Here is a 20,969-nt window from a genome sequence, read left to right on the forward strand (position 1 = left end):
GGAGCTGGCTCGCCAGCGATGGCGTCAGCCCGGATAACAGAGATTCAAGAAACAGCCGGCTGACTGTGCGGAAACAACAGATCGACAAAGCGCTCAGCCGTCGGCTGCGGCTCATGGTTGGCCAGCCCTGCGCGTTCATTGGCCTCGATAAACACGTACTCCGGCTGATCCGCCGCCGGCACCATCAGGTCGAGGCCGACCATCGGAATATCCAGCGCCCGCGCCGCCCGCACGGCCGCATCGACCAGGGTCGGATGCAGAATCGCCGTGACATCTTCCAGGGTGCCGCCGGTGTGCAGATTCGCCGTGCGGCGTACGAACAAATGTTCACCGGCCGGCAAAATGCTGCTGTAGTCGTAACCGGCCGCATGCAAGGTGCGCTGGGTTTCATGATCCAGCGGGATTTTACTTTCGCCGCCCGTGGCGGCTTGCCGACGGCGGCTCTGGGCTTCGATCAGCGCACCAATCGAATGCTGACCATCGCCAATCACTTCCGCCGGACGACGGATCGCTGCCGCCACTACTTCAAAGCCGATCACCAGAATTCGCAGGTCGAGCCCTTCATGAAAGCTTTCCAGCAGCACGCGGCTGTCAAACTGCTTCGCCGTTTCGATGGCCTGCTGCACCTCTTCGATGCTTTGCAGATCCACCGCCACGCCTTGGCCCTGTTCACCGTCGAGCGGTTTGACCACCACGCGCTGATGCTCATCGAGAAACGCTAGATTGTCGTCAGCGTTGCCGGCCAATTGTTGCGAGGGCAATTTCAGCCCTGCGGCTTTCAGCGCTTTGTGGGTCAGGCTTTTGTCCTGACACAGGCTCATGCTGATCGCACTGGTCAGATCGCTCAGCGATTCACGGCAACGCACACGGCGCCCGCCATGGCTGAGGGTGAACAATCCGGCCTCGGCATCATCGACTTGCACGTCGATCCCGCGCCGGTGAGCCTCCTCGACGATGATCCGTGCATAGGGATTGAAATTGGCTTCCGGGCCCGGACCGAGAAACAGCGTCTGATTGATACCGTTCTTGCGCTTGATCGCGAAGGTCGAGAGATTGCGGAAACCGAGCTTGGCGTAGAGGTTCTTCGCCTGCCGGTTGTTGTGCAGCACGGACAGATCCAGATAGCTCAGACCGCGACTCATGAAGTGTTCGATCAGGTGGCGCACCAGCACTTCGCCGACACCGGGACGCGAGCACTGCGGATCAACCGCGAGGCACCACAGGCTGCTGCCGTTTTCCGGATCATTGAAGGCCTTGTGATGATTCAGGCCCATGACGCTGCCAATCACCGCGCCGCTGTCGTCATCCTCGGCGAGCCAGTACACCGGGCCGCCCTGATGATGCGGGGTGAGCAGCGTGGCATCGATCGGCAGCATGCCGCGCGCCTGATACAGCTGATTGATCGCCTGCCAGTCGGCCTCGCTTTGCGCCCGTCGAATGCGGAAGCCGCGAAACACGCGGGTGGCCTGACGGTAATCGCTGAACCACAGGCGCAGCGTGTCGGACGGATCGAGGAACAATTGCGTCGGTTCAAGACCGAGAATCTGCTGCGGCGCGGCAACGTACAGGGCGATATCACGCTCGCCCGGCTGCTCGTTGAGCAGTTCCTGAGCGAGGGTCGCCGGGTCGGGAAAGGTGTGGCCGATCAGCAACCGGCCCCAGCCGCAATGCACGGCAATCGGGGCGGTCGCAAGTTCGTTGCCGTCTTCGGCCAGACGCGCCTGCAAACGTTCATACGACGGCGTCTGGCCGCGAATCAGGCGTTGGTTGATGGCCGTGGCGTGGGGTTTCATCAATCAGATTCCTTGTTCACTGAGCCACAGGTTCAGGGCTGCCAGTTGCCACAGCTTCGAGCCGCGCAACGGCGTCAGTTGGCCTTGCGGATCAGTCAGCAGTTTGTCGAGCATGGCCGGGTTGAACAGGCCGCGATCCTGACTCGGATCGAGCAGCAGTTCGCGTACCCAGTTGAGGGTGTCGCCTTGCAAATGCTTGAGGCCTGGCACCGGGAAGTAACCTTTCTTGCGGTCGATCACTTCACTCGGAATGACCCGGCGCGCCGCCTCTTTCAGCACTTGCTTGCCGCCGTCCGGGAGTTTGAACTTGCCCGGCACTCGCGCCGACAGTTCAACCAGGCGATAGTCGAGAAACGGTGTGCGCGCTTCCAGGCCCCAGGCCATGGTCATGTTGTCGACGCGTTTGACCGGGTCGTCCACCAGCATCACCGTGCTGTCCAGACGCAAGGCTTTGTCGACTGCCGCCTCGGCGCCGGGTTGTGCGAAATGTTCCTTCACGAAGTCGCCGGCAGCGTCATTGGCGGTCAGCCATTTCGGTTGCACGGTGGCGGCATAGTCGTCGTAGCTGCGGTCGAAAAACGCCTGGCGATACGCCGCGTAAGGATCGGTCGCGCCGTCCACTTGCGGGTACCAGTGATAGCCGGCGAACAACTCGTCGGCGCCCTGGCCGCTCTGCACCACTTTGCAGTGCTTGGCCACCTCGCGAGACAGCAGATAGAACGCGATGCAGTCATGACTGACCATCGGCTCGCTCATCGCGCGGAACGCGGCGGGCAGTTGCTCGATGATCTCTTTCTCGTCGATGCGCAGTTGGTGGTGCTGGGTGCCGTAGTGCTTGGCGATCAGGTCGGAATACTGAAACTCGTCGCCGCGCTCGCCGCCGGCATCCTGAAAACCGATGGAAAAAGTCGACAGGTCTTGCACACCGACTTCACGCAACAGCCCGACCAGCATGCTCGAATCGACACCGCCCGACAGCAACACGCCGACATCCACGGCAGCGCGTTGGCGAATCGCCACCGCTTCGCGGGTGCTGTCGAGTACGCGGTCGACCCAGTCTTCGAGGGTCAGATTTTTCTCGTCGTCGTGTGGGCCGTAGGGCAGGGTCCACCAGGTTTTCTGCTCGGTGGTACCGTCGGCTTCAATGCGCATCCAGCTCGCGGGTGGCAGCTTTTCAATACCGGCCAGCAAGGTGCGCGGCGCAGGCACCACGGCGTGGAAATTCAGGTAATGGTTGAGCGCCACCGGATCGAGGATCGGGTTGATATCGCCACCCTTGAGCAGCGCCGGCAAAGCCGAGGCAAAACGCAAACGCTGGCCGGTGCGGGACAGGTACAACGGCTTCACGCCGAGACGGTCGCGGGCGATGAACAGGCGCTGGGCGTCGCGTTCCCAAATGGCGAAGGCAAACATGCCGTTGAGTTTCGGCAGCAGCGCTTCACCCCAGGCGTGATAGCCCTTGAGCAGCACTTCGGTGTCGCCACCGGAATAGAACGCGTAACCGAGCGCTTCGAGCTCGGCGCGCAGTTCCGGGAAGTTGTAGATCGCACCGTTGAAGGCCAGTGACAGGCCCAACTGACTGTCGATCATCGGCTGCGCCGAGCCGTCCGACAGGTCCATGATTTTCAGGCGACGATGGCCCAGGGCAATCGGTCCTTGGGCATGGAAGCCCCAGGCGTCCGGGCCGCGAGGGGCCAGGTGATGGGTAATTCGTTCAACGGCTGCAAGGTCTGCAGGTTGATGATCAAAACGTAACTCGCCAGCTAATCCGCACATAAAGTCCTTACCGGTTTTTCCGTTGGGGAGGGGTCAAACACTACCTCGCCACAAGGGCGGGTACTCAGAAACTGACCCGCCTCGGTAAGTGGAGTTTTAGAACGATAAGTTATAAGACCGCTGGCAGTGTCGCTGCGGGGAGTGAGCTGACCGGTTCTGCTGCCACTTGGGTTTCAGCCTTTTTTGCTGCTCCGGTGACGGAGCGTTTGTGCTGCAAGTTCCAGCCGCTGCCAGGGGAATAGACCACCGGCGGGCGGTAGGCCGCTTCATTCAGTGGATGACGAATGCGCCAGGCCAAGGGGTTTGGCTCGACTTCATAGACACTGCCAGCAACCCGGATGAAGTGCCGTCCGCTGTAGTTGCGCACTCGCTGATCATCGTCATCGGGATACGCCTGATCCATGATCCGGTTGGCGGCGTGGGCTTTTTGTTCGTATCCGGACAGAGCCCGTTTCCACAGCAAAGCGTTTTTTTGCGGATTGGAATGGTCTTGCAGCTCAAACTTTTTGAAGAAAACAGCTGCCAACTCGCTGGACGAATCGGGGCTTTGGGCATGGGCGCTTTGACTATTGGCCTGCGCAGGGGAGAGTTTTTCCTTCAGGTCCAACAGGGCGTTGAGTCCCTGCAGCTTTTCGCTGAACGTCCAGTCTTCGACACCGATAAACACTTCGCTCAGCAGAGTATCTGGCGTACCGGCGCGGATACGTCTGCTGAAATCGTAGATCAAGGTTTCGGAGAGTGACGGGCGTTGCTGCAATGCGCGATTTTCACGTCGTTTGTCATGCATCGACTGGTCGACCTCGGCGACGGGTACAGCCAGTTGCTTGACGTCGGAGGCGAATTTATCCAGTTGCCGTTTAAACAGGTATTCGAATAGCCCATGACTCAACGGGACGAAATTTATGTCTTTTGAAAATGACACGACGGACAGTTTTTCATTGAGGAAATCCTCCTGATCGCTGCTGTTCAGTTGAGAGGCGAATACGTTCCGCAGCGGCGATTGGCCAAGCAGACTGGCGGCCAGACGGATCCGACAGTTGTCTTCATTGTCGTCCTGGTAAAAGCCGCTGCCTTTGTCGTCAGGCACATAAAGGATGTAACGATCCTGAGTGGATTCATGAGTCAGGCGACAGATAATCAGCACAGCATTTACCAGATACTTGCCAAAGAGTTGCACTGAACAAAGTTGGATCGGCGCGTTATTGAAGCACTCACCATTGAATATTTCGTCATTGCCCTCGGTGAATTGAGTCAGCATGAATAACTGCGATAGGTGAATGTCTTTACTGAAGTACCGGTTGTAAGCAGCCAGCCTCATATTGAGTTTGCCAAGCCGCATGGCTTGCAACTGGACATCTGGCCCTGCAAATGTTTGCGCAATCAGTTTCTGGTATTGATCACCGAGATCGAGTTTACGACTCAACGCTGCAAACGCCTGCGCGGTAAGTCTTGAATCTGCGGCGCCTTCGGCGGGTGCATCCTGAGCATCGGATAGCGTTGCGCTATCGGCGGAAAAGTAATCAGCAGCGGCCTCGGTCTCGGTGAAATTGAGCATTGCTGCCCGCAGCAAGGTACAGGCGTGCCTGTCCTTTTCCGAACCTGCCTTGGGTACGAGCTTGATGAGGTCCTGGACCCTGAACCGGGGGCCGTAGGTGGTACGCAACTCGTCTCGAAGTATCCGTCCGCAAAACTTGTTGGGGCTATCCAGTGTGGGCAGCAACGTTTCAAAAAAGGTCTGGAGCGGCAGTGCCTTTTTCAGTTCGGATCGATAGTCGGCAATTCTCGTTTTGTCGGCGTTCGGCAGCTTGTCGGTCAGGAATTTTTCGACAATTTTTGCTTTGTCCCAGTCATTGATCTCATTGAAGACCTGAGTCAGTAAGTTGTCGTTTCTTGGTGGGGCAGGTTGTTGCTCCAATGGCAAAGTCATACAAACACTCTCATCGCGGAAGGAACCCTGATGTTAGGCGCAGTGGCTGCGAAAAAATAACGCCATTAATGAATGATTTGGTGCGTGAGTTCAGCGAGATTTTGAACGTTTGATATACGTATATACCGCACGCTTATTGGTCGAATATGTCTATTGCATCTGCATTGAAAACTATCGGTTTTTGTATTTCCTGTTTTTGTTTTAAATCGATAAGGTCAATGGCTCATACCTGCAATAAAGGACTATTGCGATGACAACCACCCAGAACAAACCCGAGCTGCGGGCGCCGACGCAGACCGAGATACTCGGCACCTTGCTCGAAGCCACTGGCGATCTGGACAGTGCCGAAGCACTGCAAAAGAGCCTGCCCGAGATACTCCTGAAAAGCTCGATTGCCACACTGGCCGCGCTGGATCAGATCGCGCGTGACCTGCATGCCATTCAGCTCAAGGTTGAAAAGGATCTGCTCCAGCTCAAACCCTTGAACACCTTCTGTATCACCGAATTGACCCTTGCGTTGGAGGGCAAGTGGTCAGCGGTGTTTGATGTTGAACAGGATCTTCTGAGTCTGCCGGGGCCCGATTGCGGTTGTGCGCCGACATCGACCGACGACAAGGGCATTGAAACCGTCCCGCATGCCACCCAGTCCCTGCTGCAAGCCGCCATGCAGAATTTCAGTGAAGACGAGGCGGCCGACGGTTTCCCCGAGGGCAGTCTGGTGCGGGTGAATAGTGCGCCGTCTGGTGTTGAGGGATTGACCCCGGCCGCGTTCGCCAAATTCTGTCGTGAACTGGATCTGGGCAAGCGGTATCAGGAACACCTTCAAAAGGTGTTCAGCATCGTCGAAAGCGACGGCAGGATTGCGCCCAGCAGCGGCATGACCCGCGACATCGCCACGATGAAAAAATACCTGCTGCAACTGGATATGCATCTGGCCGGGCTCAGGTCTCACATCACGCCGGAAGGCGTGCGCATGCTGCGACAATTGGCGGCCGCTGACGGCAAGCCCTCCGCACAAACCCTGCGATACGGGCAAAGCCCGATGATCATGCAAGGCATCGAAATCCTCGACAGTTGCATCTGGGGCGTCGTGGTGTTTTCCGCACGGTCGGTCGAGTCGTACCCGGACGAATGGTGCCTTGTGTACATGGCCGGCGAGCCCGAACGGCCGCTGTACGAATACCCCAGTTTTACCGCGTTCAAACAGTACCTCACGCAGAAGCTGAGCGTGAAAAGCTACAAGGACTACTTCACCCACAGTCTCGATGAAGATGACAAGGCAGACTTCTTCAAAACTTTCGCCAGCACCTCCGATATAGGGCACATCCGGCAATTACCGATCAGCGTGCCGTTGTTCGAATTCATGCTGCAGAGTCATGTCGGCAAGCTGCAGATCGACGCGCGCAAACTGGCCGTGCCGACCGCCGATATCGATGAAGAGGTGCGAGACAAACGCCTGCTCGATTTCCTTGAGCTGGGTGTGACGATTGCGACGGTGGCGGGTTTTTTCGTGCCGGTCGTCGGGCAGTTGATGATGGGCGTCGCGGCCGGGCAACTGCTCGCCGAAGTGTACGAAGGTGTCGAGGATTGGCGCCGGGGCGATCATCAGGAGGCACTCTCGCATCTGTTCAGTGTCGCGGAAAACATCGCCTTGATGGGGCTGTTGGCCGGTGGGCAGAAAGCGGTGGGGTTGCTGGGCAGCAAACTGCTCAGTGCTCATCCGGAGTTCTTTGGGCAGTTCACTGCTATTACCAATCCGGCCGGACATCCACGGCTGTGGAAGCCTGACTTCACGATGTATGAGCATCGACTGCCGGAGGGGTTCACGGTGGCCGCCGATTCCGAAGAAATGTACGAGATCAGGGGCAAGATGGTCGGTCGCGTCGACCATCGGATCGTCTCCGGCTTCATCGATGCGCAGACCCGGCGCTGGCGCCTCGACCATCCGCAGCGCCCGCAAGCCTATGCCCCTGAGCTGGAGCGCCATGTCGAGGGCGGCTGGCGATTGGCGAGCGAACATCCCGAGCTGGGGACCAGCACGCCCTATACCCTCAAGCGCATGGACCCGCATCTGAGCGAGTTCGTCGACAGCGATCTGGACATGATGCGCCGACTCAGCGGCGTTACCGAGGATGAGTTGCAGCGTGCCTTTATCGACAACCTCGCGTTGCCTGTTCGGTTGCGCGATACCGTGGAACGAGTGCGCATCGAGCGGCAGTTGCGCCTGCTCATCCGCGAGCTGGGCTTGGGTGAAATCCACTCGGATCAGCCAGTGCAGGAACAACTGCACGGTTTACCGAAGTTGTCAGGTTGGCCGACGGACCGTTACATCGAAGTCCAAGATAGCGAAGGAGCCGTCAGTGCCAGGTATCCCGCGCCCAGCACCCCTGACGACACACTCAGTGTGGTGGTCAGCGAGGATGAGCTGGATTCCGGGCAATTGCTGCAAACGGTGATCGACGGCCTGTATCAGAAGGAGGTCGATACGTTGCTGGGCAGCAAGGTGAATGGCGAAGGCGAAAGTCAAGCACTGGCGAAGAAGCTGGGTGCGGCACTCAAGGCTGATCGTCGTGCAGTGTTCGAGCGCATGTATCAGCGCTATGACCAGAGTGAGGTCGACGAGGTGAAGAAGTTGCGCAGCGTGTTTGCCGACATTCCTGCGCGTTACGCTCAGCAGTTGATCGAACAGGCGTCGAGCGTCGAGCGTGTGCATTTGCGCGCAACCGGGCGGGTGCCCCTGGGGCTGGCGCAGAAAGTCTGTGATGCCAGCGCCGCTGTGCGCCTGGATCGGGCGTTGAGCGGGTTTCACCTGCCGCGGATTGCCAATGCGGATAACGAAAAACTCGCCATCCAGTTGCTGCCCCGTTTGAGTGGTTGGGATCCGGCTCTGCGTCTGACCGTGCGGGAGAAGTCACTGACCGGGCCAGTACTGGAAGCCATCGGCGAGACGACGGCGCCCCCCTCGAATACCTGCACGCTGGTCAAATCCAGTGACGGTTATGAGGTATTCGCCGGCGACGAAAAATCCCTAGGACGCGTGGCGGCGGGCCCGGACAGCCTCTACACCGCGATCCTCAAGGCTCTGTCGCCGCGCCAGCGTCTGGCCGCCGGTTTTCCCGATCCTGTTGACGCCGACAGTGCACGGCTGCGCAGCAAGCTATTCGATGTGGCACTGGATGAGCGTGAAGCCAGTGCGCGGATCCTGACCGATGGCAAGCTTGAACCACTGGTCGCTGAGCCTGCCTGCCTTCAGGCCGATCAAGCGCCGGCAGCGACGAGCCATCCCCGGACGTTACTGCGCAAGGTCAAAAAGCTCTATCCACGGTTTTCCGAGACGCAGGCCAGTGAGTTTATTGACGGCCTGGGAACTGACTCGCTGACCCGCGCAACCCAGGTCAGAACGTTGCGCCGCGACCTTGAGCACTTGCGCGAGGTGCTGGATAAATGGAGCGAGGACAAGGACGCCATCAAAGCGGTGGGCGGCGATTCGGCTGAAGTGCAGCACAGTCGCAAGTGGGCCGCCGAGCAGATCGAGAACAGCTTTCGACGGATTCTGCTGACTACCGATGAGAGTGGAAAATCAGTCTGCACCTTGAATCTGGACGGCATGCGGGTCGGCAAACTGCCAACGTTACCCTCCGGATTGAATTTCGATCACATACAACAGTTGTCGCTGAAGAATATGGCGCAGGACGACGACCTCGTGTATTTCCTCAAGGCCTTCAAGCAGGTCGAATACCTTGAACTCGACAGCAATACTCTGACCCGGCTCCCTGAAGTGCTGTCGCACATGCCCAAGCTTGCCCGGTTGAGCCTGGCCGGCAACCAGATCAAGCTGACCGAACACACCCTGGCCAAACTGAGCCAATTGCGGACACTGCGCCGCCTGAACCTGAGCGGTAATCCGCTGGGCGCGACCCCGGACGTGAGCAAACTGTTTGACTTGCGTGCCTTGGCCCTGAACGACACCCGCGCCACCGAATTGCCCAAAGGCCTTGCACGCCTGCCGTATCTGGATTGGGTCGATTTGCGCGGTAACGAGATCAAGGACCTGCCGGCGTGGCTGTTCAAGGCTCCGAAACATTTCACTCAGGCACTCAATCTGCGTGGCAATCCGTTGTCGCTGAGCAGCCGCACCCATCTGGCCGACTATCGAAAAAACATCGGCATCGGCATGGGCTATCTGGAAGACGACATCGCCCGCCTCGATGAGCAGCAGGCGCGCTCGTTGTGGTTCAAAGATGGGGCTGGCGCGGATTGGGGGCGGCGTAACCGGATCTGGACGGCCTTCAAGGATGATCCGAGGGCCGAGGGCTTGTTTCATCTGCTCGCGGAACTGGGTAATACGGCCGACTCTGAAAAGGTGAGTGAGGACATGCATCGACGAGTCTGGTCGGTGCTTGAAACGGCCGAACCCGATGTGATCCTGAGTGAGCAGGTGCTGAACCTGGCCGCCAACCCGATCAACTGCACCGACAGTGCAGCCATGAACTTCAGTCATCTCGAAGTCGCGGTGGAAGTCAACAGAGTGACGCGAATTGCGAGCGGCCAAAGCAGCAGCGCGAAACCGCTGCTCATGCTCGGCCGAGGTCTGTTTCGGCTGGATCAGCTTGATCGGATTGCGCTTAAGCATGCCAGCCAAAATCCGGCGACCGATCCGCTGGAAGTCAACCTCGCTTATCGCATCGGCTTGGCCGATGCGCTCAATCTGCCGGGGCAGCCACGGCATATGAAGTTTGCCGTGTTGGGCGGAGTGACCGCGGCGGATCTGGAAACGGCTACAAACACGGTCAAAGCGGCGGAGCTGTCTTCCGAATGGCTGACGTTCATGCAGCGTCAACCATTCTGGGGTGACTACCTCAAGCGCACGTTTGCACGAAAATTCACCGCCATCGATGAGAAATTCGCGCCGCAGATGAACACGGTTTTCGAACAGGCAACCCAACTGACCACGGCGGATTATCTGAGCCAGATGGATGCCATCCAGTCAAAGCGAGAGAAGGCGGTACAAGCCGAACTCTCACGCCTGACCGACGATGCGATACGCCTCGTCGATCTGGGCATCTGTGCGTTGCCCGATGCGTGAAATCTACTTGCCGCGAATCAGCTGGCGCAGCGCGAAACGGTTCGGATGACAGGCCTCCGCCACGCTTCTTGGCAGCGGCAACGGTTCGTTGTCCAGCCAGGCGGCGAGCAGTTCGCCGGACAATGGCGCGGTAATCAGGCCGCGCGAGCCATGGCCACTGTTGACGTATAAACCGTCGAGCCATGGGCAGGCGATGTCCGGCACTTGCCGGGCATCCTTGCTCAGCGCGGCATAGGCTTGAATGAACGCTTCGCGGTCGGCAAGGGGGCCGACGATCGGCAGGTAGTCCGGGCTGGTGCAACGGAAGGCCGCTCGGCCCTGGAGGTCTTCAGGCGCCTGTTGATCGATTTGCAGACGCGCCACCAGATCGCTGGAAATCTCCTCGAGCATGGCCAGATTGCCCAAGTGTTCGGCGATGGTCGGAGTCAGTTCGTTGCTGTTGAAATCGAAGCTGGCGCCCAGGGTGTGTTCGCCCAAGCGTGCGGGTGCGACGTAACCTTCGGCGCACACCACCGTGGCCAGTGTCTGGCTGTGTTCAGTCTGCGCCAGCCGGGTGATCTGTCCGCGAATGCGCTTGAGTGGCAGCTCGGCGCTTTGCGCAAAACGCTTGATCTCGGCAGCGCCGGCCAATACCACGACGGGCGCGCTGGCGAGCAGGTGGTCGCCGTCGAAGGCCTGCCACTGGTCATCGACCTTGCGCAGATCAAGCACTTCGCGATGGCTGAGCAGTTCGACATTCGCTTGCGCGGCTTGCGCCTGACACAACGCGGGTGGATGCACCCAACCGCCTTCGGGATAGTACAAACCGCCGTGGGCCACACCGACCCCGGCGCGGGCCTGTGCCTCGGGCTGGTCGAGCCACTGCAGCAGGTCTGGCGGGAATGCTTCTGCCAATTGCGCGTGGCGCTCGGCTTCCTTGGCGTTGAACGCCAGCTGCAGCACGCCACAATCGTCCCAGTCGCTGCCGCGTTGCAGGGTTTCCAGCAGGCGTCGGGTGTAGCCGAAGCCGCTGACAATCAGTTGCGACAACGCCGTGCCATGGGCTGACAGTTTCAGGTACAGCACGCCTTGCGGGTTGCCGGACGCTTCTTGCGCAACGGCTGCGTGGCGCTCCAGCAAACTCACTTGCCAGCCGCGTGACGCAAGGCTGGCTGCCGTGGCGCAACCGGCCAGACCGGCGCCGATCACCAGCGCCCGCCGGTCACCGTTCAACGGCGCAGGGCGCGCGAACCAGGGTTTTTCCGCTGGCGGCGGGGCGACGTCCTCGGGCCAGCCGAGGAATTCGCCACGGAGAATTTCCCATTTGTGGCCGATGCCCGGCGTGCGTTTCATCTTGAACCCGGCGGCGTTGAGCAAACGCCGCACCCAGCCGGTGCTGGTAAAGGTGCTGATGGTCGAGCCGGGCGCCGCCAGACGGGCCAGTTCGACGAACAGTTCGGCGGTCCACATATCGGGGTTCTTCGCCGGGGCGAAACCGTCGAGGAACCACGCGTCGATTTGCGCGTCCAGCTGCGGCAACTGCTCCAGGGCATCACCGATCAACAGCGTCAGCGTCACTCGACCGTTGGCCAGGGTGATGCGCTGGAAGCCTTGATGGATGGCCACGTAATGCTTGAGCAATTGATCGGCGAGCGGTTTCAGCGCCGGCCATAACGCCAGTGCGCGTTGCAGGTCGGCAGGGCTCAACGGGTACTTTTCGACACTGACAAAATGCAGCCGTGCGCTGGCCGAGGCATGCGCTTCGAACAGTTGCCAGGCGCAGAGAAAATTCAACCCGGTGCCGAATCCGGTTTCACCGATGACCAGTCGCCCGCCCGCCGGCAATGCCGCAAAGCGCTCGGCCAGACGGTTCTGTTCAAGGAACACATAACGGGTTTCCTCCAGCCCCGACTGGTCGGAAAAATACACGTCATCGAACACTCGCGAACGCGGGCGTCCCTGGTCATCCCAGTCGAGTTGGGCGTGGGGCATTACAGGTTTCATGGCAGGCTCGGCAGCAACAAGGCCGCCATTCTAGCCGATCGCGCAGGGGCTGCTTGATCCATGGCAAGCCTTGATTGCACGGGCCCGGGGACAATTGAATATTCAAGACCTGAGCCTGGAAACCTGTGGTGAGGGGATTTATCCCCGATGGGCAGCGAAGCGGCCCCAAAACCATTCAACCGATTACTTCGGATTAACCGTATCTGCTGGATTTACGACTGCTGCGCAGCCGGTCGGGGATAAATCCCCTCGCCACAGGGAACTCATGCAGTCCTGAGAGAGTGGCAAATTCTGCCCTGCATCTGTGCCCAATCCGCTAGTCTTGCTGAACCCTGGAAGGAGCCGTCCCATGTTTGAATCCGCTGAAATCGGTCACGCCATCGACAAAGATACTTATGAGGCTGCCGTCCCGGCATTGCGTGAAGCACTGCTGGAAGCGCAGTTCGAGTTGCAGCAGCAGAAGCGTTTCCCGGTGATCATTTTGATCAACGGTATCGAGGGCGCGGGCAAGGGCGAGACGGTCAAATTGCTCAACGAGTGGATGGACCCGCGCCTGATCGAGGTGCGCACTTTCGATCAGCAGACCGACGAAGAACTGGCGCGGCCACCGGCCTGGCGTTACTGGCGGATGCTGCCGGCCAAGGGGCGGATGGGGATTTTCTTCGGCAACTGGTACAGCCAGATGCTCCAGGGCCGGGTGCACGGATTGTTCAAGGACCCGCGCCTGGATCAAGCGATCAATGCGGCCGAGCGCCTGGAAAAAATGCTCTGCGATGAAGGCGCGCTGATCTTCAAGTTCTGGTTCCACCTGTCCAAGAAACAGATGAAGGCGCGGCTCAAGGCCCTCGCTGACGACCCGTTGCACAGCTGGCGCATCAGCCCGCTGGACTGGCAGCAATCGGAGACTTACGACAAGTTCGTCAAATTCGGCGAGCGCGTGCTGCGCCGGACCAGTCGCGACTACGCGCCGTGGCACATTATCGAAGGCGTGGATGCGCATTACCGCAGTCTGGCGGTCGGCAAGATTCTGCTTGAGGGTTTGCAGAACGCCCTGAAGCGTCCGGACGTGCATCCCCACGATGTCAGTGCTGCGCCATTGGGCACGGCGGTTGATCAGTTGAACCTGCTCGACAGCCTCGACCTGACCCAGCGCCTGGACAAGAAAGACTACGAAGAGCAACTGATCACCGAGCAGGCGCGGCTGTCCGGCCTGATGCGTGACAAACGCATGCGCCGCCACGCCTTGGTCGCCGTCTTCGAAGGTAATGACGCGGCCGGCAAGGGTGGGGCGATTCGCCGGGTGGCGGCGGCGCTCGATCCGCGTCAGTACAGCATCGTGCCGATTGCCGCGCCGACCGAAGAGGAGCGCGCGCAACCGTACCTGTGGCGGTTCTGGCGGCATATTCCGGCGCGGGGCAAGTTCACCGTGTTTGACCGTTCCTGGTATGGCCGGGTGCTGGTGGAACGGGTCGAAGGCTTTTGCAGCACCGCCGACTGGATGCGTGCCTACGGCGAGATCAATGACTTCGAGGAGCAGGTCGCCGACGCTGGGGTGATCGTGGTCAAGTTCTGGCTGGCCATCGACAAGGACACGCAAATGGAGCGTTTCCAGGAGCGCGAGGAAATCCCGTTCAAGCGCTTCAAGATCACCGAAGACGACTGGCGTAACCGCGACAAGTGGGACGATTACCGCGCCGCCGTTGGCGACATGGTCGACCGCACCAGCACCGAGATCTCGCCATGGACGCTGATTGAGGCCAACGACAAGCGCTGGGCCCGGGTCAAGGTCTTGCGCACGATCAACCGGGCTCTGGAAGAGGCGTTCGAAAAGTCCGACAAGAAGGCCAAAAAGCACAAGGACTGAGCCGATGAACACGCATACGCGGGGTGAATGATTGTCGCGGTCGGTAATCGGGTGGACTTATGCTCAGGTCCACTCTCAACCGACAACAACAATGAGGTATGCCATGCGTGAAGTGGTGATCGTCGACAGCGTCCGGACGGGCCTGGCCAAGTCCTTTCGCGGCAAGTTCAACCAGACCCGCCCTGACGACATGGCGGCGCACTGCGTCAACGCGCTGCTGTCGCGCAATGACATCGACCCGGCGAGCGTCGAAGATTGCATCGTCGGCGCCGGCTCCAACGAAGGCGCTCAGGGCTACAACATCGGTCGTAACGTCGCGGTGCTCTCGCAACTGGGCACGGGCGTGGCCGGCATGACCCTCAATCGATTCTGTTCGTCGGGTTTGCAGGCGATCGCGATTGCTGCCAATCAGATCGCCTCGGGCTGCAGCGACATCATCGTCGCCGGCGGCGTCGAGTCGATCAGCCTGACCCTGAAAAGCGTCAACACCGATCACCTGATCAACCCGCTGCTCAAACAGCAGGCGCCGGGCATCTATTACACGATGGGGCAGACCGCCGAAGTCGTGGCGCGGCGTTATGGCGTCAGCCGTGAGGCGCAGGATCGCTATTCCCTGCAAAGCCAGATTCGTACCGCACAGGCGCAGGCCGCCGGCTTGTTCAACGATGAAATCGTGCCGATGGCGGTGAAGTATCGCGTCGAGGACAAGAACAGCGGTGCCGTGCAGATTCTCGATGGCATCGTTGATCGTGACGATTGCAACCGCCCGGACACCACTTACGAAAGCCTCGCCGGGTTGAAACCGGTGTTTGCCGAAGACGGTTCGGTGACGGCGGGCAACTCGTCACAACTGTCGGACGGTGCGTCGATGACGCTGGTGATGAGCCTGGAGAAAGCGTTGCAACTGGGCCTCAAGCCGAAAGCGTTTTTCCGCGGTTTCACCGTGGCCGGTTGCGAGCCGGACGAGATGGGCATCGGCCCGGTGTTCTCGGTGCCGAAACTGCTCAAGGCCAAGGGTTTGCAGGTGGCGGATATCGATTTGTGGGAACTGAACGAGGCGTTCGCCTCGCAGTGCCTGTACAGCCGGGATCGGCTGGAGATCGACAACGAGAAGTACAACGTCAATGGCGGCTCGATCTCCATCGGACACCCGTTCGGCATGACCGGGTCGCGTCAGGTCGGGCATCTGGTGCGGGAGTTGCAGCGGCGCAATCTGCGTTACGGCATCGTCACCATGTGTGTTGGCGGCGGGATGGGCGCGACGGGGTTGTTTGAGGCGGTGCGTTAAATAGGCAGGATTTGTGTTGTCTGATCTGGCCTCTTCGCGGGCAAGCCCGCTCCCACAGGTTTTGTGGTGTTCGCCACTGATCCTGTGGGAGCTGGCTTGCCAGCGATTGGATCACCCTTGATTACCGGTTTGAATCCAGAAGCTGCATCCGCGCGATATAGGCTTTTATCTCCAGCTCAGCTTTCTCGGGACTGTCAAACGGCCCCTCAAGGGTATTTTCCCGAGTGCTGAAAAACAGTTCGCCATTGACCCGACACACCCGGTCGCTGCGAAAGTGCGTGGCGGGGGCGGGGTCCTGGCGGCGCATGCCTAACATGGCGGGTCTCCTGATGGCAGTGGCAGTGGATCCAATGAGCTTAAGCCTGAAGCACTTACCCTGCTTGCTCTGCCGATCAACGGCGGCGCGTCAATTTAATGCTGCGACCTGCACAGTTTCATTCGCGGCGTGTCCTGAACTGTCCCTGTGTTGCTTCCGTTGCCAAGCCTAGAATGAGCGCACTTGTCGGCAGGCTTCGGGGTTCGCATGCACATTTCATCGGGTCGCTGGGTGTACGGCTTGTTCCTGGCGCTGCTGACGGCGTTTTTGTGGGGCATCCTGCCGATCAAGCTCAAACAGGTCTTGCTGGTGATGGACCCGATCACGGTGACCTGGTTTCGCCTGACGGTGTCCGGCGGCTGTTTGTTCATTTACCTGGCGGCGGTCAAACGCCTTCCGAGCCGCAAAGTGCTTGGGCCCAAGGGCGGCTGGCTGGTGTTGATGGCCGTGCTCGGGCTCGTCGGTAACTACGTTTTGTACCTGATGGGCCTGAGCCTGCTGAGTCCCGGCACTGCGCAACTGGTGGTGCAGATGGGGCCGATCATGTTGCTGATCGCCAGTCTGTTTGTGTTCAAGGAGCGCTTCAGCATCGGCCAGGGCATTGGCCTGGCGGTGTTGCTGATCGGGTTTGTGCTGTTTTTCAATCAGCGTCTGGCGGAGTTGCTGACCTCGCTGTCGGATTACACCGCCGGGGTGTTGCTGGTGCTGCTGGCGTCGACGGTCTGGACCTTTTATGCGCTGGGTCAGAAGCAATTGCTGACGGTGTGGAATTCGCTGCAAGTGATGATGGTGATCTACCTGTTCTGCGCCTTGTTGCTGACGCCTTGGGTACATCCGCTCGAAGCGCTTGAGTTGAGCCCGTTGCAGGGCTGGATGCTGTTGGCGTGCTGCATGAACACGTTGATTGCCTATGGCGCGTTTGCAGAGGCGTTGGCGCACTGGGAGGCATCGCGGGTCAGTGCGACGTTGGCGATCACGCCGTTGGTGACATTCGGGGCGGTGGCAATTGCGGCCGGGGTCTGGCCGGAATATGTGCATGCCGAGCAGATCAATGCGCTCGGTTATGGCGGCGCCGTGCTGGTGGTGCTGGGGTCGGCGCTGGTGGCGTTGGGGCCTTCGTTGATTGCCGGATTGAAGGCACGGCGGCTGAAGGTGGCAGCGAGTTGAACCGCGTCATCGTTCATCGCGGGCAAGCCCGCTCCCACAGGTATGCACATAACCCTGTGGGAGCGGGCTTGCCCGCGATGGCGGACGTTCAGGTGCTGAAGGACTCAGCCCTTGGCGCCAGCCTCGATCATGTTTTCCGGCCGCACCCACGCATCAAACTCTTCATCAGTCAGATAGCCCAGTTCCAGCGCGGCCTCACGCAAGGTCAGCCCTTCGCCGTAAGCCTTCTTGGCGATTTCCGCTGACTTGTCGTAACCGATGTGCGGGTTCAACGCCGTCACCAGCATCAACCCACGTTCCAGATGTTTCGCCATGACTTCGGCGTCCGGCTCAAGACCGGCAATGCAGTGCTGCTGGAAGTTGCTGCAGCCGTCGCCGAGCAGGCGGATCGATTGCAGCAGGTTGTGGATGATCACCGGTTTGAACACGTTCAACTGCAAGTGACCCTGACTGGCGGCAATGCCGATTGCCACGTCGTTGCCCAACACCTGGCAGGCGAGCATCGACAGCGCTTCGCACTGGGTCGGGTTGACCTTGCCGGGCATGATCGAGCTGCCCGGCTCGTTGGCCGGCAAGCGCACTTCGGCAAAACCTGCGCGTGGACCGGAGCCGAGCAGGCGCAGGTCGTTGGCGATTTTCATCAGCGCCACGGCGAGGGTCTTCAGCGCGCCGGACAGGCTGGTCAGCGGTTCGTGGCCGGCCAGTGCGGCGAACTTGTTCGGTGCAGTAACAAACGGCAAGCCCGACAGCGCGGCCAGTTCCGCCGCAATTGCCTCGCCAAAACCGTGCGGCGAGTTCAGCCCGGTACCGACCGCGGTGCCGCCCTGCGCCAGTTCACACACCGCCGGCAGCGCGGCGCGGATCGCCCGTTCGGCGTAATCCAGCTGCGCGATGAAACCGGACAATTCCTGACCGAAGGTGATCGGCGTCGCATCCATCATGTGCGTGCGACCGGTTTTCACCAGTTTCATGTGCCGGGCGGCCAATTCGGCGAGGCCACCGGACAGTTCGGCAATCGCCGGCAGCAGTTGCTCCTGCACGGCTTTGACGGTGGCGATGCTCATGGCGGTGGGGAAGCAGTCATTGGAGCTTTGCGAGCGGTTGACGTGATCGTTCGGGTGCACCGGCGTCTTGCCGCCGCGCGGGTTGCCGGCCAGTTCGTTGGCGCGACCGGCGATCACTTCGTTGACGTTCATGTTGCTCTGCGTGCCGCTGCCGGTCTGCCAGACCACCAGTGGAAACTGGTCGTCATGCTGGCCGTCGAGGACTTCGTCGGCGGCTTGTTCGATCAGGCGGGCGATGTCGGCGGGCAGGTCGCCGTTGCGGTCGTTGACCCGTGCGGCGGCTTTCTTGATCAGGGCCAGGGCATGCAATACCGGCAGCGGCATGCGTTCCTGACCAATGGCGAAGTTGATCAGCGAGCGTTGCGTCTGAGCACCCCAGTAGGCGTCGTCCGGGACATCGATCTGGCCCAGGCTGTCGGTTTCGATACGGCTCATCGTGCACACTCCTGTTGGTCTGTTTGCGCAGTTTAGGCCGGTGTCGGCCCAGGTGGTTCCCTCGATCCGATTGTTGACCGGCAAATCCCCGTCAATCAAGCGCGGCAAGGCCCGGGGGTTGAGCCGCAGCGATTTTTAGGCGCAGAATGGTCGCCCTTGGGGTTTTACCTCGCTTTGCTTAAAAGGAAACTCGATGACTCGTCTTCGTGCCATCTGTACCGCGGTTGCACTGGTTTGCGCCAGCGGCCAGGTGCTTGCCGATACCGCCAGCCACAACGCCAGTGCCGAAGCTTTCCTGACCCTGGCGCACGCTGACAAACTGGGTACCCCGGTGTACATGCAAGTGCAGCAAATGTTCGCCCAGCGTTTTGAACAGACCAAAGCCCCGGAATCCAAGAAAGCTACCCTGGAAACCTATCAGGCCAAGGCCAACGCCGCTCTGGACCAGGCCATTGGCTGGAACAAGCTGAAGCCGGACATGGTCAAGCTCTACACCAGCAACTTCAGCGAATCCGAGCTCAAGGACCTGGTTGCGTTCTACCAGTCGCCACTGGGCAAGAAAGTCCTGGAAAAAATGCCGCAGCTGACCCAGCAATCGGCCCAGATGACCCAGGCCAAGCTGGAAAGCGCAGTACCGGTGGTCAACAAGCTGCTGGAAGACATGACCAACGAGCTGGCCCCGAAAGGCGCTGCTCCGGCCAAGAAAAAGCCGTAAGCGGAGTTCGTGATGACCATGCAACAACGCATCGAATCGACGCTGGGTCTGCTTCAGCCCGAGCATCTGCAAGTGCTGGATGAAAGCCACATGCACAGTCGCGGGTTACAGACCCACTTCAAGGCTGTGGTGGTCAGCGCGCAGTTCGACGGCCTGAACCGGGTCAAGCGCCACCAGAAGGTCTACGGCACGCTCGGCGAGCTGATGGGTGAGTTCCATGCGTTGGCGCTGCACACCTACACCCCGCAGGAATGGGCAGAGATCGGCGCCGCCCCGGCGTCGCCGACCTGTGCCGGCGGTAGCAAATACTGATATTGGACGGTTTTGTTCGTGGTGCTTTTGTGATGAGGGAATTTTTGTGGCGAGGGGATTTATCCCCGATGGGTTGCGCAGCAGCCCCAAAACCACAGAACTCGATATGCCTGAAATACGCATTATCAGGGTTTGGGGCCGCTTCGCGCCCCATCGGGGATAAATCCCCTCGCCACAGAAACATCAGCAGATCCTAAAACCACAGTGTTTTTGCTAGAATCCGCAACGCGCCGCTTAGTCGGCGCGTTTTTTTTGAATCCGGTTCACCCTTTACGAGGGTAGCCACCTGGAGAAATACCCATGACACAACCGATTGTCGTGGCGGCACTGTATAAGTTCGTCACCCTCGAAGATTACGTCAACCTGCGCGAGCCACTGCTGCAAGCGATGGTCGACAACGGCATCAAAGGCACCCTGCTGATCGCCGAAGAAGGCATCAACGGCACGGTTTCCGGCACGCGCGAAGGCATCGACGGCCTGCTCGCCTGGTTGAAGAACGACCCGCGCATGGTCGACATCGACCACAAGGAATCGTACTGCGACGAGCAGCCGTTCTACCGCACCAAGGTCAAACTCAAGAAAGAGATCGTCACCCTCGGTGTCGAAGGCGTCGACCCGAACAAAAAGGTTGGCACCTACGTTGATCCGCAAGACTGGAACGCGTTGATCAGCGACCCGGAAGTGCTGTTGATCGACACGCGCAACGATTACGAAGTGTCGATCGGCACCTTCGAAGGCGCCATCGATCCGAAAACCACCAGTTTTCGTGAATTCCCCGACTACATCAAAGAACACTTCAACCCGGCCGTGCACAAGAAGGTCGCGATGTTCTGCACCGGTGGCATTCGTTGCGAGAAAGCGTCGAGCTACATGCTCGGTGAAGGCTACGAAGAGGTTTACCACCTCAAGGGCGGCATCCTGAAGTACCTCGAAGAGGTGCCGCAGGAAGAAACCAAGTGGCAGGGCGACTGCTTCGTGTTTGACAATCGCGTGACCGTGCGCCACGACCTCAGCGAAGGCGACTACGATCAATGTCATGCCTGCCGCACGCCGGTCAGCGTTGAAGATCGCGCCTCCGAACATTACGTCGCCGGTATCAGCTGCCCGCACTGCTGGAACAGCCTGAGCGAGAAAACCCGTCGCAGCGCCACCGATCGGCAGAAGCAGATCGAACTGGCCAAGGCGCGCAACCAGCCGCACCCGATCGGCTACAACTATAAGCAAGCATCCACCGAGGCTTAAC

At 59.8% G+C, this 20,969-nt stretch carries 13 protein-coding genes; 7 read left to right on the top strand and 6 right to left on the bottom strand.

The window, feature by feature from the left end; all coding sequences use genetic code 11:
• Positions 1–44: 44 nt before the first annotated feature.
• From ngg to AC3WMT_RS10220, 3 genes are all read right to left on the bottom strand, one after another.
• Positions 45–1,793 carry an N-acetylglutaminylglutamine synthetase gene (ngg, locus tag AC3WMT_RS10210; RefSeq protein ID WP_103305650.1) on the bottom strand — a complete coding sequence of 583 codons (1,749 nt, stop codon included), beginning with the start codon at positions 1,791–1,793 and terminating at the stop codon, positions 45–47.
• A 3-nt stretch (positions 1,794–1,796) separates the two neighbouring features.
• Complete coding sequence (locus AC3WMT_RS10215) at positions 1,797–3,569, bottom strand: N-acetylglutaminylglutamine amidotransferase (RefSeq protein WP_103305651.1); 1,773 nt, start codon at positions 3,567–3,569, stop codon at positions 1,797–1,799.
• A 109-nt stretch (positions 3,570–3,678) separates the two neighbouring features.
• Positions 3,679–5,496 (bottom strand): dermonecrotic toxin domain-containing protein, encoded by a 1,818-nt coding sequence (locus AC3WMT_RS10220; protein WP_103305652.1) that lies wholly within the window; start codon positions 5,494–5,496, stop codon positions 3,679–3,681.
• Between the two features lie 250 nt (positions 5,497–5,746).
• Between AC3WMT_RS10220 and AC3WMT_RS10225 the strand changes: the two genes are divergently transcribed.
• The gene (locus tag AC3WMT_RS10225; protein WP_103305653.1) at positions 5,747–10,582 is read left to right on the top strand and encodes an NEL-type E3 ubiquitin ligase domain-containing protein; all 4,836 of its coding nucleotides are present in this window, start codon (positions 5,747–5,749) and stop codon (positions 10,580–10,582) included.
• Between the two features lie 3 nt (positions 10,583–10,585).
• Here the strand turns inward: AC3WMT_RS10225 and mnmC are convergent, their stop codons facing one another.
• Positions 10,586–12,565, bottom strand: a complete 1,980-nt coding sequence (gene mnmC, locus AC3WMT_RS10230; RefSeq protein WP_103305654.1) for a bifunctional tRNA (5-methylaminomethyl-2-thiouridine)(34)-methyltransferase MnmC2/FAD-dependent 5-carboxymethylaminomethyl-2-thiouridine(34) oxidoreductase MnmC1 — start codon at positions 12,563–12,565, stop codon at positions 10,586–10,588.
• Positions 12,566–12,914: 349 nt separating this feature from the next.
• On the opposite strand from mnmC, the gene pap reads away from it, so the two are divergent.
• Together pap and AC3WMT_RS10240 are read left to right on the top strand one after the other, a co-directional pair.
• Complete coding sequence (gene pap / locus AC3WMT_RS10235; RefSeq protein ID WP_103305655.1) at positions 12,915–14,429, top strand: polyphosphate:AMP phosphotransferase; 1,515 nt, start codon at positions 12,915–12,917, stop codon at positions 14,427–14,429.
• 103 nt (positions 14,430–14,532) lie between these two features.
• Positions 14,533–15,717 carry a thiolase family protein gene (locus AC3WMT_RS10240; RefSeq protein WP_103305656.1) on the top strand — a complete coding sequence of 395 codons (1,185 nt, stop codon included), beginning with the start codon at positions 14,533–14,535 and terminating at the stop codon, positions 15,715–15,717.
• Positions 15,718–15,838: 121 nt separating this feature from the next.
• Here AC3WMT_RS10240 and AC3WMT_RS10245 read toward each other — a convergent pair whose 3' ends face one another.
• Positions 15,839–16,033 carry a DUF6316 family protein gene (locus tag AC3WMT_RS10245; protein ID WP_103305657.1) on the bottom strand — a complete coding sequence of 65 codons (195 nt, stop codon included), beginning with the start codon at positions 16,031–16,033 and terminating at the stop codon, positions 15,839–15,841.
• A gap of 207 nt (positions 16,034–16,240) precedes the next feature.
• Between AC3WMT_RS10245 and AC3WMT_RS10250 the strand changes: the two genes are divergently transcribed.
• Positions 16,241–17,200, top strand: coding sequence for a DMT family transporter (locus AC3WMT_RS10250; RefSeq protein ID WP_103305658.1), 960 nt, complete (start codon positions 16,241–16,243; stop codon positions 17,198–17,200).
• Positions 17,201–17,304: 104 nt separating this feature from the next.
• Here AC3WMT_RS10250 and AC3WMT_RS10255 read toward each other — a convergent pair whose 3' ends face one another.
• A complete protein-coding gene (locus tag AC3WMT_RS10255) occupies positions 17,305–18,699 on the bottom strand; it encodes a class II fumarate hydratase (protein ID WP_103305659.1) in 1,395 nt (464 codons plus the stop codon).
• Between the two features lie 193 nt (positions 18,700–18,892).
• Between AC3WMT_RS10255 and AC3WMT_RS10260 the strand changes: the two genes are divergently transcribed.
• From AC3WMT_RS10260 to trhO, 3 genes are all read left to right on the top strand, one after another.
• Positions 18,893–19,414 carry a DUF2059 domain-containing protein gene (locus AC3WMT_RS10260; protein ID WP_103305660.1) on the top strand — a complete coding sequence of 174 codons (522 nt, stop codon included), beginning with the start codon at positions 18,893–18,895 and terminating at the stop codon, positions 19,412–19,414.
• Positions 19,415–19,426: 12 nt separating this feature from the next.
• Positions 19,427–19,726 (top strand): BolA family protein, encoded by a 300-nt coding sequence (locus AC3WMT_RS10265; RefSeq protein WP_103305661.1) that lies wholly within the window; start codon positions 19,427–19,429, stop codon positions 19,724–19,726.
• Positions 19,727–20,026: 300 nt separating this feature from the next.
• Positions 20,027–20,968 carry an oxygen-dependent tRNA uridine(34) hydroxylase TrhO gene (gene trhO / locus AC3WMT_RS10270; RefSeq protein WP_103305662.1) on the top strand — a complete coding sequence of 314 codons (942 nt, stop codon included), beginning with the start codon at positions 20,027–20,029 and terminating at the stop codon, positions 20,966–20,968.
• Position 20,969 lies beyond the last annotated feature (1 nt).

The sequence above is a fragment of the Pseudomonas sp. FW305-7 genome, from assembly GCF_058786735.1.